Origin of the sequence: Kribbella sp. NPDC023972, from assembly GCF_040639075.1 — a bacterium.
Taxonomy (GTDB): domain Bacteria; phylum Actinomycetota; class Actinomycetes; order Propionibacteriales; family Kribbellaceae; genus Kribbella.
The window spans coordinates 510,461-525,052 of the sequence record NZ_JBEZZH010000001.1 but is presented as its reverse complement, the minus strand read 5'-3'; the positions used below and the strand labels follow the sequence as shown (position 1 = coordinate 525,052).

16 protein-coding genes are annotated in these 14,592 nt (G+C 67.4%); 7 read left to right on the top strand and 9 right to left on the bottom strand.

The features are described 5' to 3' along the window. Nucleotides 1-76 precede the first annotated feature (76 nt). The 4 genes from AB0F43_RS02355 to AB0F43_RS02340 are packed head-to-tail and all read right to left on the bottom strand — an operon-like array spanning nt 77 to nt 2,716. Nucleotides 77-793, bottom strand: coding sequence for a Sir2 family NAD-dependent protein deacetylase (locus AB0F43_RS02355; protein WP_360469475.1), 717 nt, complete (start codon nt 791-793; stop codon nt 77-79). Nucleotides 794-796: 3 nt separating this feature from the next. Next, complete coding sequence (locus AB0F43_RS02350; protein WP_360469472.1) at nt 797-1,348, bottom strand: GNAT family protein; 552 nt, start codon at nt 1,346-1,348, stop codon at nt 797-799. A 43-nt stretch (nt 1,349-1,391) separates the two neighbouring features. Continuing rightward, a complete protein-coding gene (locus AB0F43_RS02345) occupies nt 1,392-1,604 on the bottom strand; it encodes a sulfurtransferase TusA family protein (protein ID WP_360469470.1) in 213 nt (70 codons plus the stop codon). After that, on the bottom strand, nt 1,601-2,716 hold the full coding sequence (locus tag AB0F43_RS02340; protein ID WP_360469467.1) for an aminotransferase class V-fold PLP-dependent enzyme: 1,116 nt from the start codon (nt 2,714-2,716) through the stop codon (nt 1,601-1,603). The genes AB0F43_RS02345 and AB0F43_RS02340 overlap by 4 nt, the downstream gene beginning before the upstream one ends. Nucleotides 2,717-2,810: 94 nt before the next feature. On the opposite strand from AB0F43_RS02340, the gene coxB reads away from it, so the two are divergent. From coxB to AB0F43_RS02320, 4 genes are all read left to right on the top strand, one after another. Continuing rightward, nucleotides 2,811-3,704: a cytochrome c oxidase subunit II gene (coxB, locus tag AB0F43_RS02335; RefSeq protein WP_360469465.1), complete on the top strand. Its 894-nt coding sequence runs from the start codon at nt 2,811-2,813 to the stop codon at nt 3,702-3,704. A gap of 47 nt (nt 3,705-3,751) precedes the next feature. Beyond that, on the top strand, nt 3,752-5,470 hold the full coding sequence (ctaD, locus tag AB0F43_RS02330; RefSeq protein ID WP_360472986.1) for a cytochrome c oxidase subunit I: 1,719 nt from the start codon (nt 3,752-3,754) through the stop codon (nt 5,468-5,470). Further along, nucleotides 5,467-5,862 carry a cytochrome c oxidase subunit 4 gene (locus tag AB0F43_RS02325; RefSeq protein WP_360469462.1) on the top strand — a complete coding sequence of 132 codons (396 nt, stop codon included), beginning with the start codon at nt 5,467-5,469 and terminating at the stop codon, nt 5,860-5,862. The genes ctaD and AB0F43_RS02325 overlap by 4 nt, the downstream gene beginning before the upstream one ends. A gap of 225 nt (nt 5,863-6,087) precedes the next feature. Continuing rightward, nucleotides 6,088-7,320 carry an Ig-like domain-containing protein gene (locus AB0F43_RS02320; RefSeq protein ID WP_360469459.1) on the top strand — a complete coding sequence of 411 codons (1,233 nt, stop codon included), beginning with the start codon at nt 6,088-6,090 and terminating at the stop codon, nt 7,318-7,320. Here AB0F43_RS02320 and AB0F43_RS02315 read toward each other — a convergent pair. Further along, nucleotides 7,306-8,127 (bottom strand): alpha/beta fold hydrolase, encoded by an 822-nt coding sequence (locus tag AB0F43_RS02315; protein WP_360469456.1) that lies wholly within the window; start codon nt 8,125-8,127, stop codon nt 7,306-7,308. The two genes, AB0F43_RS02320 and AB0F43_RS02315, sit on opposite strands and share 15 nt — an antisense overlap. 40 nt (nt 8,128-8,167) lie before the next feature. On the opposite strand from AB0F43_RS02315, the gene AB0F43_RS02310 reads away from it, so the two are divergent. After that, on the top strand, nt 8,168-8,626 hold the full coding sequence (locus tag AB0F43_RS02310) for a helix-turn-helix domain-containing protein (protein WP_360469453.1): 459 nt from the start codon (nt 8,168-8,170) through the stop codon (nt 8,624-8,626). Nucleotides 8,627-8,674: 48 nt separating this feature from the next. Here the strand turns inward: AB0F43_RS02310 and AB0F43_RS02305 are convergent, their stop codons facing one another. From AB0F43_RS02305 to AB0F43_RS02290, 4 genes are read right to left on the bottom strand one after another with little or no spacing between them, the layout of a single operon-like run. Continuing rightward, entirely contained in the window at nt 8,675-10,333 is a 1,659-nt protein-coding gene (locus AB0F43_RS02305; RefSeq protein WP_360469450.1) for a cytochrome bc complex cytochrome b subunit, read from the bottom strand. A 6-nt stretch (nt 10,334-10,339) separates the two neighbouring features. After that, nucleotides 10,340-11,368, bottom strand: coding sequence for a Rieske 2Fe-2S domain-containing protein (locus AB0F43_RS02300; RefSeq protein ID WP_360472983.1), 1,029 nt, complete (start codon nt 11,366-11,368; stop codon nt 10,340-10,342). 13 nt (nt 11,369-11,381) lie between these two features. Continuing rightward, nucleotides 11,382-12,251: a cytochrome c gene (locus tag AB0F43_RS02295; RefSeq protein ID WP_360469447.1), complete on the bottom strand. Its 870-nt coding sequence runs from the start codon at nt 12,249-12,251 to the stop codon at nt 11,382-11,384. Continuing rightward, nucleotides 12,248-12,910 carry a heme-copper oxidase subunit III gene (locus AB0F43_RS02290; RefSeq protein ID WP_360469444.1) on the bottom strand — a complete coding sequence of 221 codons (663 nt, stop codon included), beginning with the start codon at nt 12,908-12,910 and terminating at the stop codon, nt 12,248-12,250. Before AB0F43_RS02290 ends, AB0F43_RS02295 begins: the two co-directional genes overlap by 4 nt. Before the next feature lie 247 nt (nt 12,911-13,157). On the opposite strand from AB0F43_RS02290, the gene AB0F43_RS02285 reads away from it, so the two are divergent. Together AB0F43_RS02285 and AB0F43_RS02280 are read left to right on the top strand one after the other, a co-directional pair. Beyond that, nucleotides 13,158-14,075, top strand: coding sequence for a cytochrome c oxidase assembly protein (locus AB0F43_RS02285; protein WP_360469441.1), 918 nt, complete (start codon nt 13,158-13,160; stop codon nt 14,073-14,075). A gap of 58 nt (nt 14,076-14,133) precedes the next feature. After that, nucleotides 14,134-14,553 (top strand): hypothetical protein, encoded by a 420-nt coding sequence (locus AB0F43_RS02280; protein WP_337005742.1) that lies wholly within the window; start codon nt 14,134-14,136, stop codon nt 14,551-14,553. The last annotated feature ends 39 nt before the right edge of the window (nt 14,554-14,592 follow it).

Genomic DNA, 14,592 nt, shown 5'->3' with positions numbered 1-14,592 from the left:
ACGGTCCCCTCCCGTAGATCGTGGGCGTGACGCTAACCCGCGACCCTTCACCGTGAGGAGGGCTGGAACGTCACGGTCAGGTCACGAGGTCGGGCAGCGTGGTCTCGATCGGTGTGTGCAGGACGGTGGTGGCGTCGTCGTCGTACGGGGTCGGCTCGGCGTTGAGGATGACCAGGGGTTTGCCGGCGGCCAGGGCGATGTCGCAGAGGCCGGCGGCGGGGTAGACCTGCAAGGAGGTGCCGACGGCCAGGAACAGCTCCGCGGCTTCGGTGGCGGCGACGGCGGCGTCGAGGACGCGCTGGTCGAGCGATTGGCCGAACGAGATCGTGGCGGACTTGAGGATGCCGCCGCACACCTCACAGGCGGGGTCTTCGTCGCCGGCCTCGAGGCGGGGGAGTACGTCGGCCATCGGGATCCGGCGGCTGCATTCGAGGCAGTCCACGTACCAGACCGTGCCGTGCAGTTCGTGGACGATCTCCGGCGACGAGCCCGCCTTCTGGTGCAGGCCGTCGACGTTCTGGGTGATCAGGCCGGTCAGGCGGCCCTGGCGTTCGAGCTCGACCAGCGCGAGGTGACCCGGGTTCGGCTCGGCGGTCCACGCGGGCGCGGCCAGGCGGAGCTTCCAGGCCTCGACCCGGACCGCACGGGAGGCGACGTACTCGTCGATGTCGAACATCGCCTGCGCGGCCGGGTTCTTCGTCCACAGCCCCTGCGGACCGCGGAAGTCGGGGATGCCGGACGCGGTGGAGATCCCGGCTCCGGTCAGCACGGCGATGTGCTCAGCGTCGATCACGCCTCAGACGTTAGCTTTCCATTCCGGAGCCAGCACGGACATGACGATCGAGTCGACCCATTCGCCGTCCCAGTACAGATCGTCGCGGAGGCGGCCCTCGACCACGAAGCCGGCCTTCTCGTACGCACGCTGCGCCCGTGGGTTGAACGCGTACACCCCGAGGCTGATCCGGTGCAGGCCGATCTCCTCGATGCCGTAGCCGACGATCAGCCGGGTGGCCTCGGTACCGAGCCCACGCCCCTGGCCGGACGGGCCGATCAGGATCCGGAAGTTGCAGGACCGGTTGTCCGGATCCCACTCGTTCAGCACCGCCTCGCCGACGGTCTCCCCGGTCGCCTTGTCCACGATCGCCAGATCGAGCCGGTCGGTCTGGTCATTGCGGGTCCGGTACCACTGCCGGGCCTGCTCCTCACCGATGTCCCCACGGCTCCCGGTGAACCTGATCACATCCGGGTCGGCCATCGCGACAGCCAGCGCGTCGTAGTCGCCCTCGTCCACCGGCCGCAGGATCACGAGCTCGCCGGTCAACGTCGGCTTGTGGGAGAAGTCGGTCACGGTCCGCAGTCTGCCAACCGGATCGTCTCCGGGGCGAGCGGATTTAGCTCAGTCTTCGTACGACGAAGCGCGGGGCGTCGGCGGAGACGAGTTCCTGGTTGCGGAGGCGGCACCAGGCGGGGATGTCGGTGGCGGCGGCCGGGTCGTCGGCGAGGACAGTGATGGTGTCGCCGACGTCGATGGCCGGCAACAGCTTCGCCAGCTTGATCACGGGAAGTGGGCAGAGCAGGCCGAGACAGTCGAGCTCGGTGTTCACAGGCCCACCTCCGCACGGATCCGCTGCACGATCCCTGGCAGCACAGTCGCGAACCGGTCGATGTCGCCGTACGTCGTGGATCGGCCGAGTGAGACGCGGACGTTGCCATGGGTGAGGACCCCCATCGCCGCCAGGACGTGTGACGGTCGCAACGTGCTCGACGTACAGGCCGAACCGCTGGAGACCGAGAAGCCCGCCGCGTCCAGGGCTGTGACGAGTGCCTCGCCGTCGACGTACAGACAGGAGAAGGTGAGGATGTGCGGCAACCGGTCGTCCGGGTCGCCGACCACCTCGACATCGGGGATATCGGCGGCGACCCTGTGCCGGAGCTCGTCGATCCAGGCCCGATGCTGCTTGTTCAACTGTGCAGCCTCAGCCTGGCGAGCCTGCAGGGCGGCCGCCGCCGCGAGGGTGTTCGGGACGTCCGGGAACCCGGGGGAGAGGCCGTCCTCCCGCTCGTCCATCGGCCAGGCCGGCGCCAGCCGCGTGCCTTTACGGACGGCGAGCAGCCCCACGCCCGCCGGTCCACCCCACTTGTGCGCACTCGCGGCCAGCGCCGACCACCCGGCCGGTACAGCGTCGTGCCCGATCGAAGCGGCCGCGTCGACGAACAGAGGTACGTCGCCGCACGCCTCGGCCGCTGCCTCGATCGGCTGCCGCGTGCCAACCTCATGATTGGCAGACTGCAGGGCCGCCACCGCGACTCCCGGTCCGCGTACTGCGTCGGTGAACGCGTCCAGGTCGACCCGTCCGACCGTGTCCACGCCGACCTCCACACCTATCTGACCCGCGGTGTGCAGTACGGCGGAATGCTCGACCGCACTGTGGACGACCGCCGTACCGACGCGCTTGCGGGCGGCCGTGAGCGCGGTCAGCCCGGCGTGGATGGCCGCCGTACCGGAGGTGGTCAGGAAGAGCTCGTCGGGCCGCACGCCGACCGCGTCCGCGAGGACCGCCCGGGCGTTGTCCAGCAGCAGCCGCGCGGTCCGCCCCTCGTGGTGCAACCGGACCGGATCCGCCCAGCCCGAATCGACTGCCGACAGCAACATCTCCCGCGCTGCCGGATGCAACGACTCGGCCGACGCCGCGTCCAGATACCCACGCTCACTCACCCTCAAAACGCTAAGCCCTACCTATGCGCGGGAGCCGAAGGGGTGTCCAGTAGTGTTTGGTCGTCAGTCTCACTTGGGAAGGGAAAGGCGCCCCGTGGGTTCGAACGGCACGCCCGGAGTGGACGAGCGCGCGGCAGGTCTTGCCGGCGCCACACGTCCGGCGAAGCGACGCCTGCTGGTCGGTACGGGAGTGGTGCTCGGCACCCTGCTGCTGACCGGTTGTTCGTCGGCGACCACTGAGCAGTGGAAACGACTCGGTCTCCCCGAGGGCGCATCGGACCGGACCGAGGCCGTCCGAAGCCTCTGGATCGGCGCCTGGATCGCTGCCCTGATCGTCGGCGTGATGGTCTGGGCCCTGATCCTGTACGTCGTCGTGCGGTACCGCAAGCGCAGCGAGGACGCGCCGAAGCAGGTCCGGTACAACCTGCCGCTCGAGGTGCTCTACACGCTGGCGCCGTTCGCCATCATCGGTGTGCTCTTCTACTACACCGTCGAGCACGGCAACCAGATCACCGCGATGTCGGACACCCCGCAGCACACCGTCAACGTGGTGGGCCAGCAGTGGCAGTGGACCTTCAACTACAAGGAGACGGTCGACGGGCAGGAGGGCGTCTGGGAGACCGGCACCCTGGAGAAGCCCGCCGAGCTCTGGCTGCCGGTGAACGAGTCGGTCAAGTTCGACCTGACCTCACAAGACGTGATCCACTCCTTCTGGGTGCCGTCGTTCTACTTCAAGCTCGACGTCATCCCCGGCCGGACCAACAAGTTCGAGCTGACCCCGACCAAGACCGGGACCTTCGCCGGCAAGTGCGCCGAGCTCTGCGGGCTCTACCACAGCCGGATGGTCTTCTCCGTCAAGGTGGTCACCCGCGCCGAGTACGACGCACACCTGCGTGAGCTGGCCGCCAAGGGCCAGACCGGCGCCGCCACCGGTGGCCAGGACGCCACCACCATTCCTGGCCATGGGTCAGAGGAGGGCGAGAAGTGACCGACTTCGCCGAGCGCACCGGTGCCATCGGTGCGACCACTACCGCTCTGCCCCGGGCGCGTACCAAGGGCCAACTCGCGGTCAAGTGGCTCACCACCACCGACCACAAGCTGATCGGGCACATGTACCTGATCACCTCGTTCGCGTTCTTCCTGATCGGCGGCGTGATGGCGCTGGTCATCCGCGCCGAGCTGGCCAAGCCGGGCCTGCAGATCGTGAACGAGGAGGTCTACAACCAGCTCTTCACCATGCACGGCACGATCATGCTGCTGCTGTTCGCGACGCCGCTGTTCGTCGGGTTCGCCAACGTGATCATGCCGGTCCAGATCGGCGCCCCGGACGTCGCCTTCCCGCGGCTGAACATGTTCAGCTTCTGGCTGTTCCTGTTCGGCGGCCTGATCACCATCAGCGGCTTCTTCACCCCGGGCGGCGCGGCCGACTTCGGCTGGTTCGCCTACGCGCCGCTGTCGAACGCGGTCCGCTCGCCGGGCGTCGGCGGTGACCTGTGGATCATGGGCCTGTGGATGGCCGGTCTGGGCACCATCCTCGGTGCGGTCAACTTCGTCACCACGATCATCACCATGCGGGCGCCGGGGATGACGATGTTCCGGATGCCGATCTTCGTCTGGAACATCCTGGTCACCTCGATCCTGGTGCTGATCGCGTTCCCGATCCTGGCCGGCGCGCTGCTGATGCTGGAGGCGGATCGGGCCTTGGGGGCTCACGTCTTCGACGCCGCGAACGGCGGGCCGCTGTTGTGGCAGCACCTGTTCTGGTTCTTCGGGCACCCCGAGGTCTACATCATCGCGTTGCCGTTCTTCGGCATCATCACCGAGATCCTGCCCGTGTTCAGCCGCAAACCGGTCTTCGGCTACATCGGCCTGGTCTGCGCGACGCTCGGTATCGCGGTGCTGTCCGTGGCGGTCTGGGCGCACCACATGTTCGTCACCGGTGCGGTGAACCTGCCGTTCTTCTCCTTCATGACGTTCCTGATCGCGGTCCCGACCGGGGTGAAGTTCTTCAACTGGATCGGCACCATGTGGGGCGGATCGGTGTCGTTCGACACCCCGATGCTGTGGTCGGTGGGCTTCTTGACCACCTTCCTCTTCGGCGGTCTGACCGGCATCATCCTGGCCTCGCCGGCGCTGGACTACCAGCTGTCCGACTCCTACTTCGTGGTGGCGCACTTCCACTACGTCGTCTTCGGCACGGTGGTGTTCGCGATGTTCGCCGGGTTCTACTTCTGGTGGCCGAAGATGACCGGCCGGATGCTCGACGAGAAGCTCGGCAAGCTGCACTTCTGGCTGCTGTTCATCGGGTTCCACACCACGTTCCTGGTGCAGCACTGGCTCGGTGTCGAGGGCATGCCGCGGCGCTACGCGTCGTACGGTGCGAACGAAGGCTTCACCACGCTCAACGAGGTGTCCAGCGTCGGTGCCTTCGTGCTGGGCCTGTCGATGCTGCCGTTCTTCTACAACGTGTACAAGTCGCGCAAGGCACCGCTGGTCGGTGTCGACGACCCGTGGGGCTGGGGTCGGTCGCTGGAGTGGGCGACCAGTTCGCCGCCGCCGCGGCACAACTTCGATCGGCTGCCGCGGATCCGGTCCGAGAGCCCGGCGTTCGACCTGCACCACGCGGACCTCGCACTGGCCGAGTACCCGGACAACCGGGCGCCGAAGGACAACCTGCTCGACGCCGGTGAGGACGACGGCCGGGTCGAGCACCTGGAGCAGAACGCCGGTATCGAGGGGAAGGACAAGGCGTGAAGGTCGAAGCCTGGGTCTTCGGGATCCTGAGCGTGTTCGTGCTGGTCGTCACGCCGATCTACTGGCTGATGTCGGAGGACCCGACCGGTACCACCGCGCTGGTGATGACGTTCTTCCTCGCCCTGCTGGTGGCGTTCTACCTGAGCATCACCGCGCGCCGGATGGACCCCCGGCCGGAGGACCGCAAGGAGGCCGAGATCGTCGAGGGAGCCGGTGAGCTCGGCTTCTTCCCGCCGTACTCGTGGTGGCCGCTGTGGTGCGCGCTGACCCTGTCGGTGGTCGTGCTGGGCCTCGTCTTCGGCTGGTGGCTGTTCATCGCCGGCTGCGCGCTCGGCATCGTCACGCTGTCCGGGTTCATCTTCGAGTACTACCGCGGTGACCATGCTCACTAGGGCTCACTAGGGCTCACTAGGGTCACCAGCTCAACGTCGTACGGGCGCCATCCGGAAGCCAACCGGATGGCGCCTTTGCGCGTCTTACGGGGTGCCACCGGAGAATGGGCCGTTGTGGTCCGTACCACTGTGGTGGCCGTGTGCTGCCGGGATCTGTCGGTACGGCGGGTTACTCTGGCGGCGTTGGTTTCAACAGGGGAGAGCTGGGGAATGGTAGGCGGTTCGGTGAGGAAGCACGGCTTGGCCGTGGCGGGGATCTGCGTGATGCTGATGGTGGGCACCGCGTGCAGCGACACCGAGGCGGGGGGCTCCCCGTCGTCGCCGGGCACGACGCAGACCAGCGGTACGCCGGGAGCCTCGACCACCCCTGGTGCCTCGACGACGCCGTCCCAGGACCCGGGTGCGGCCAACGTCTCGGTCGTCCCGGCCAAGGGCGCCACCTCGGTCAAGCCGGACACTCCGGTGACCGTGAAGACCTCGGTAGGCACGCTGAAGGACGTCACGCTCAAGGACGACGACGGCGACAAGGTGGCCGGCAGCTTCAACCCGGACAAGAACCAGTGGACCTCCGTGCCGCAGCTCGAGCCGGGGGCGACGTACACCCTGACCGGCTCCGCGGAGGGCACCGACGGCGCGTCCGTGCCGATCAGCTCGACCTTCAAGACCCTGAAGGCGGCCAGGAACCTGAAGGCCTCGGTCGCCCCGCTGAACGGTGAGACCGTCGGTGTCGCGATGCCGATCCAGATCTACTGGAACAACCCGGTCACGGACCGTGCCGCGGTGGAGAAGCGGCTCAAGGTGACCACGTCGGTCCCGGTCGACGGCAGCTGGCACTGGATGAACAGCAAGCAGGTCAACTACCGGCCGAAGAACTATTGGCCGGCCGGCACCAGGGTGACGGTGAACATCGACACCCAGGGCGTGAACGCCGGGAACAGCACCTGGGGCTCGGCCAGCCGCGAGATCTCCTTCGCCATCGGCAGGTCCGTGGTCAGCAAGGTCGACGTCAAGAAGCACACGATGTACGTCACCATCAACGGCAAGCTGGCCCGGAGCATCCCGATCACCGCCGGCAAGGACGGTTTCACCACCCGCAGCGGGGTGAAGGTGATCATGGAGAAGTTCCCCACCAAGCGGATGGACGCCCGCACCGTCGGCATCAAGCCGGGCGACCCGGAGTACTACGACATCCGGGACGTGAAGTGGGCCCAGCGGGTCACGACCTCCGGTGAGTTCATCCACGGCGCGCCCTGGTCGAGCGGCAGCCAGGGCAGCGAGAACGTCAGCCACGGCTGTGTCGGCATGAGCCTCGCGAACGGCCAGTGGTACTTCCAGCAGACCCTGCGCGGCGACCCTGTCATCGTCACCGGCACCACCCGCAAGATGGAGCCCGGCAACGGCTGGACCGACTGGAACATGACCTGGGCCGCCTACAAGGCCGGCTCAGCCCTGTCCTGACCACTCTGAGGCTGTCAAAGCGTTCACGACCTCGTCACTGTGCAGGACTGGCAGGGAGTGATGCGTCGCGGTTTCGACCCGTACGACGGTTGCCGCCGGGATGAGGGTGGTGACGCGCTGGGTGAGACGGTTGGCGTCATGACTCTTGCTGCGGGCCGCCACGAAGACCAGGGGAGCGGGCTGTAGGGACCGCAGTTGATCGTCGGTCGGGCGCTTGGGGCGGACGAAGGGAGCGGTGGGCTGCTCGGCGGCCAGGGCGGCAAGTTCGAGCCACTGCTCGTCGACCGGCAGGCCCTGGGTTTCCCAGCGGAGGAACGACCTCGTCCGTTCCCGTGAAGGGCGCAGGAGGCTGGGCAACGCGCGGGCGATGTACGGGATTCGGAGTCCGGTGAAGCAGTCCGTGGGGTCGACGAGTGCCAGCCGGCCGACCTTGTCGAGGTTGCGTAGAGCGAAGGTCAAGGCGGTCCAGGCGCCGTACGAGTGACCGCAGAGAGCAGTCTGGTCGACCTTGAGCCCGTCGAGTACGCCGGTGAGCCAAGCCATCAGGTCGTCGACCTGTCGTGGTGGCGTGGCGGTGCTGCGGCCGGCGTCGCCGGGGAGGTCGGGGGCGTAGACGCGGTGGGTCTCGGCTAGTCGCGGGGCGACGGTGAACCATACCGGGGAGGTCGCGCCGTGGCCGGCCAGGAGGACCAGGGGAGGGGCGTCGAGTGGGCCGCACGCGTTCACGTGGGTGCCGCCAATGTCGAGCCGTTCCACCGGGACACCCCAGCGGTCGAGCAGAGCGTCGTACGCGTCCTCGAAAGTCATGTCGTGAGGATAGCTCACTCAGTGAGGTAAATTGGGGAGTATGCGTGAGGGAGTGATGCCGGCGGATCCGGAGCGGGCGGCGGCGTTGAAGTTGGTGCACCGGCTGCGAGAGGTCGCGTCGCGGCTGGAGCTCGCGGTGGGGGAGTTCGCGCGTACGACGGGCTTGCACGGGACCGACGTACGGGCCTTGATCCGGCTGCTGGACGCCGAGCGGGCCGGTGTGGAGGCGACGCCGGGGTGGCTCGCTGGGCAGCTGGGGATGTCGTCTCAGGCGACGACAGCGGTCATCCACCGGTTGGAGGCCGCCGGGCACGTCGAACGCCTCAGAAGCCGCTCAGACGGTCGCAGCTCCCGCCTCCAGGTTTCCGACAGCGCAGTCGCCCTCGGCTGGCAGTTCTTCGGCCCACTGCTCGAGCGCCTGATCGCGGTCGAGCTCCAGCCATCCGAGCGAGCCGTGGTCAAGAGATACCTGGAGGCGGTGACCGACGCGATCGGATAAAAGCAAGAAGCCCCGGCGATGGCCGGGGCTTCTTGGGGTGATGCTGGGTCAGGACCTGTCGCTGGTGACCTCGCGGTAGGTCTCGGTCTCGCCCAGTTCGTGGATCTCGTCCGCGTCGTGCGCGTGGGCCTGAGCCTCCTCGACCTCCTCGCGGGTCGGCTTCTGCACCGCGTCGGCGAAGTAGAAGCGCGACAGCCGGGCGCGGAGCTTGTTCAGAGCCCGGCGTGGGGCGCGGACGCCGTTCTCGTCGGTCTCCGGACCGATGTCGAGCGGCAGCAACCGGTCCCGGGCGGTGAGCTCGTAGGCCTCGTACGTCGAGATCGGCGTGTGCTTCTCCGAGTACGCACCGTCGGGGGAGCGGACGATGATGCCGGTCTCCAGGCCGTGCAGGAGCCGCTCGTTGTCGGACCGCTGCAGCGAGATCGCGACCCGGCGGGTGATCCAGAACGCCAGGATCGGGCCGAGGATCACCGCGAACCGCAGGAACCAGGTCACGTTGTTCAGCGAGATCCCGAAGTGGGTGGCGATCAGGTCGTTGCCGCCACCGATCCAGAGCAGGCCGTAGAAGGTGATGAAGGCGGCGCCGATGCCGGTCCGGGTCGGCATGTTGCGCGGCCGGTCCAGCAGGTGGTGCTCGCGCTTGTCACCGGTGATCCAGCCCTCGATGAACGGGTAGAGCGCGACCAGCGTGACGAAGGCGGGAGGTATCAGCAGGGCCGGGATGATCAGGTTCCAGCTCAGCGTGATGCCCCAGAAATGGGACTCGAAGCCGGGCATGATGCGGACCGAGCCTTCCAGCCAGCCCATGTACCAGTCCGGCTGGGATCCCGCCGTCACCTCCGCCGGGTTGTACGGCCCGTACAGCCAGACCGGGTTGATCTGCATCAGTGCGCCCATCAGCGCGGTGATGCCGAACACGACGAAGAAGAAGCCGCCGGCCTTGGCCGTGTAGACGGGCCACAGCGGGTAGCCGACCACGTTGTTGTTGGTCCGGCCGGGGCCCGGGTACTGCGTGTGCTTGTGGTACACGACCAGGAACAGGTGGAGCGTGACCAGCAGCAGGATCAACCCGGGGATCAGCAGCACGTGCACGATGAAGAATCGGGGCACCATGTCATCGCCGGGGAACTCGCCCCCGAAGATGAAGAAGTTCATGTAGGTGCCGATCACCGGTGACGCCTGGATCATGCCCTGGGTGATCCGCAGACCAGTACCGGACAGCAGGTCGTCGGGCAGGCCGTAGCCGATGAAGCCCTCGACGATGCCGAGGAACAGCATCGTGAAGCCGATCACCCAGTTCAGCTCACGCGGCTTGCGGAACGCGCCGGTGAAGAAGATGCGGAGCAGGTGCACCATCATCGCGGCGATGAACAGCACCGCCGCCCAGTGGTGGATCTGCCGCATCAGCAGACCGCCGCGGACGTCGAACGAGATGTCCAGCGTCGAGGCGTACGCCTCGGACATGTGCAGGCCCTTGAGCAGGCTGTACGAGCCCTGGTACTCGATCTCGGCCATCGACGGCTTGAACCAGAAGGTCAGGAAGACGCCGGTGAGGAGCAGGATGATGAAGCTGTAGAGCGCGATCTCACCGAGCATGAAGGACCAGTGGTCCGGGAAGACCTTGCGGAGGTTCTTCCGCCCGATCTTGGCGATCCCGAGGCGGTCGTCGAGATACTTGACCGGTGGTGGGAAATCCTTGTCAGACACGTGCGGTCACCCTCGTTCGAAGAAGCTCGGACCGACTGGCTCGGTGAAGTCGCTCTGTGCGATCAGGTAGCCCTCCGAGTCCACTGCCAACGGTAGCTGAGGAAGTGGCCGGGCCGCAGGGCCGAAGACGACCTTGGCGGCGTCCGCGAGGTCGAAGGTCGACTGGTGGCACGGGCAGAGCACGTGGTGGGTGGTCTGCTCGTACAGCGAGATCGGGCAACCGACGTGGGTGCAGATCTTGGAGTAGCACAGGATGCCGTCGACACCCCAGTTCTCCCGGCCGGCCGGCGTACGGATCTCGCTCGGCCTGATCCGGACCACGATCACCGCGGCCTTCGCCTTGGCGTTCTGGTACTCGACCGGGCTCTCTTCCTGGATCGGAGCCAGGTTGGCGGGGGCGGCGTTGACGAGCTGGCCGATGACCAGGTCGGACGGCTTGATCGGGCGCAGCGTGACGTCGTTGACGACGCGGATGCCCCTGGCCCAGATGGTGTGGTAGAGCGTCCGGCCCGGGAGCGGGCCGAGGTCGCGCAGCAACACGATGGCCGGCAGGCCGAGCACACCGAGCGCGCCGAGCAGCGAGCGGCGGATCAGCTTGCGCCGGGTGAACCCGGACTCCGCAACCCCCTCCTGGAAGGCGTCGGTGATGTCGGCCTTCTGCTCCAGCGTCGAGTGCGCGGCGTGCCGCTCCTCGGAGATCTCCTCGTCGACCATCAGCTTCTTGGCCCACTGGATCGCGCCGGCGCCGATCAGGAACAGCGCCAGCCCGATGCACAGGCCGAGCGTCATGTTGTTGGCGTTACCGGACAGCGGGCCGAAGACGAGCTGGGCGTCGCGCGGGATGGCGAAGTACGCCACGCAGGCACCGAGCACGAGCAGGGTGGACAGGCCGAACATGCCCGCCACCTGCCGCTCGACGCGGTCGGCAGCCTTCGGGTCGATATCGGTGATCCGGTACTCGTGCGCCTCCAGGCCCGGGTCCGCGATCGGCTCCGCTACCTGAACCTGACCGCCGTGCTCCTCCTCTGCCTTCACAGGCAGCTTGTCGTCACTCACTGGCCTTCACTCCCTTGGCCTTGACACCCTTGGCGCCGATCCAGACCGCTACGCAGACCAGCAGGCCGATCCCGACCAGCCAGCCCCACAGACCCTCGGACACCGGGCCGAGCCGGCCGAGACCGAAGCCGCCCGGGTCCTTCTGGGTCTCCAGCGCCTTCAGGTAGGCGATGATGTCGCGCTTGTCCTCCGGCTGCATCACCTGGTCGGAGAAGACCGGCATCTGCTGCGGACCGGTGAGCATCGCCTCGTAGATGTGCTTCTCGCTCACGCCCATCAGCGACGGCGCGTAACGACCGTTCGGCAGCGCACCGCCACGGCCGGCGAAGTTGTGGCACGCCGTGCAGTTGGTGCGGAACAGCTCGCCACCGCGGGTGACCTGCTCGTCGGTGGCCTTGCTCACGTCGTACGACTCCTGCGCCGGGACGGCCGGGCCGGGGGCGAGGGAGGCGACGTACGCGGCCAGTGCCTCGATCTCCTCCTGCGAGTACACCGGCGTCTTGCGCGGCACCTGGGCGCCCGGCTGCATGGCGGGCATCCGGCCGGTGCCGACCTGGAAGTCGACCGCGGCCGCGCCGACGCCGATCAGCGACGGGCCGGCCATCTCGCCCTCGCCGTTGCCGCTGCCCTCGGCGTTCAGGCCATGGCAGCTGGAGCAACCGACCGCGAAGAGCTTCTTGCCCTCCTCGATCTGCTGGGACTGGGCCGAGTTGTCCGCGACCGCGTCGTCAGGGGCGAAGGCGGCGTACGCCGAACCCACTGCCAGGAGGCCGAACAGGAGCACGACGAGGCCGGCTGACCGGTGCCGTCGTCGCGCGGAGAGAAAGCGCGCCGGTGACAAGGAAAGTCTCTTCTCACTCATTTGAGCAGGTAGATGGTCGCGAACAGGGCGATCCAGACCACGTCGACGAAGTGCCAGTAGTACGACACGACGATCGCCGAGACGGCCTGTTCGTGGGTGAACTTACGAGCCATGTACGTCCTGGCCAGGACGTACACGAAAGCGATGAGACCGCCGGTCACGTGCAGACCGTGGAACCCGGTGGTCAGGTAGAAGACCGACCCGTACGGCGACGACGAGATCGACAGGCCCTCGTGGAGCAGGGCGGCGTACTCGGTCACCTGGCCGGCGATGAAGACCGCGCCCATCAGGTACGTGAGGATGAACCACTCACGCATGCCCCAGGCGCGGAAGTTCAGCATCGATCCGGTCCGGCCCACCTTGCCGTGCTCGGCGGCGAACACACCCGCCTGGCAGGTGAACGACGACGCGACCAGGACGAACGTGTTGACCGAGGCGAATCGCACGTTCAGCATCTCGGTCGACGCCTGCCACAACGTCTCCGTCCCGGGAACGGCGGCAGCGGTCGTCACCGACCGGATCGTGAAGTACGCCGCGAACAGGGCGGCGAAGAACATCAGTTCGCTCGAGAGCCAGACGATCGTGCCGACACTGACCATGCTGGGACGGTCGTGGTGTCCGTGTTCACGAGACGCTGGGAGCGCGGTTGCAGTGGCCACGCGGTCATTATGTCGGTCCTCGTCTCAACTGCCACGACCACCCCCATGCATGTCGGCAACTATCGCTTTCACAGTGTCCTGAGCCGGGCGACATCCGGCGTCTGCGGCGCCCAGGCACGCACCTCGCGCCACTTCCGGCACATCCACGATGCTCCGCATCGAGGACGCGCCGGAAGCGCCACGATGCACGCACCTGAACACCGCAGCCACTCGGATCTCGCCCGGCTCAGGACACTACTGTGGAAGCGTGCTTCCCCTCCACGCCGAGCCCGGCGACCAGATCGCGCCGCTGACACCGCTCCGGCTGCTGACTGCCTGGACCTTCGAACCGGTGTTACTTGGCGTGATCGTCGTACTGGCAGCGCTCTATCTGTACGGCGTGCACAAGCTTCGCGCGCGGGGTGACAAGTGGTCCCGCGGCCGCACGTTCGCGTTCGTCGGCCTGGGGCTGGGAAGCGCTGTGATCGCCACCCAGTCGGCCCTCGGCACGTACGACACCGTGTTGCTCAGCGTGCACATGGCCCAGCACATGATCCTGTCGATGCTCACGCCGCTGATGATGGCGCTCGGCGCACCGGTGACACTGGCCCTGCGCACCCTGCCGGCCAGGCCGCGGAAATGGTTGCTCTCCGTGTTGCACTCGCGGTTCGCCAAGGTGATGTGCTTCCCGATGGTCGGCTTCACGCTGTTCGTGCTCAGTCCGTGGGCGCTGTACTTCAGCGGCTGGTACGACGCCACGTTGCGCTCGACCGTGCTGCACGACCTGCTCCATCTGCACTTCATCCTGGTCGGCGCACTGTTCTTCTGGCCACTGCTTGGGCTCGACCCGGTGCCGGGCCGGGTGATCTACCCGTTCCGGCTGATCATGACGTTCCTCACGCTGCCGTTCCACGCCTTCCTCGGCATCACGATCATGTCGGCGAACAAGCTGATCGCGGAGGACTGGTACACCAGCTTCGGCCGGTCCTGGCCGCCGTCGCCGTTGCGCGACCAGTACATCGCCGGCGGGCTGCTGTGGGGTTCCGGCGACATCGTCGGGCTGGTGTTCTTCGGCGTACTTTTCGTCCAGTGGGTGCGCGAGTCGCAGCGGGAGGCCCGCCGTGAGGACCGCCGGCTGGACCGGTTGGAGGAACAGGCTCGCCGGAGCGGACAGGCGCCCCGGTAGCATTCGCCGTGTTGTTTGCATGTCCACTCGTCACAGACACACAGCTTGGGATGGATCGATGAGTTCAGAGCGTCCGCTGAAGGTGCTCGTCTACAGCGACGACCGTACGACGCGGGAATCCGTCCGGCTGGCGCTGGGCAAGCGTCCGGCCGCCGATCTGCCCGTGCTCGAGTACGTCGAGTGCGCGACCGAGCCGGCCGTGATCAAGACCATGGACAAGGGCGGGATCGACCTGGCCATCCTGGACGGCGAGGCGGTGCCGGCCGGCGGGATGGGAATCGCCCGGCAGCTGAAGGACGAGATCTTCCAGTGCCCGCCGGTGCTCGTCATCACCGGCCGTCCGCAGGACGCCTGGCTGGCCACCTGGTCCCGGGCCGAGGCCGCGGTCTCGCACCCGATCGACCCGGTCCGGCTGGCCGAGGTCACCGCCGACCTGCTCCGGCAGCGCCTGGCCAAGCTGCCCGCCACGACTGCCTGACCCTCAGTCCAGGCCGGGAGGCCCCATGACCGTGCACAT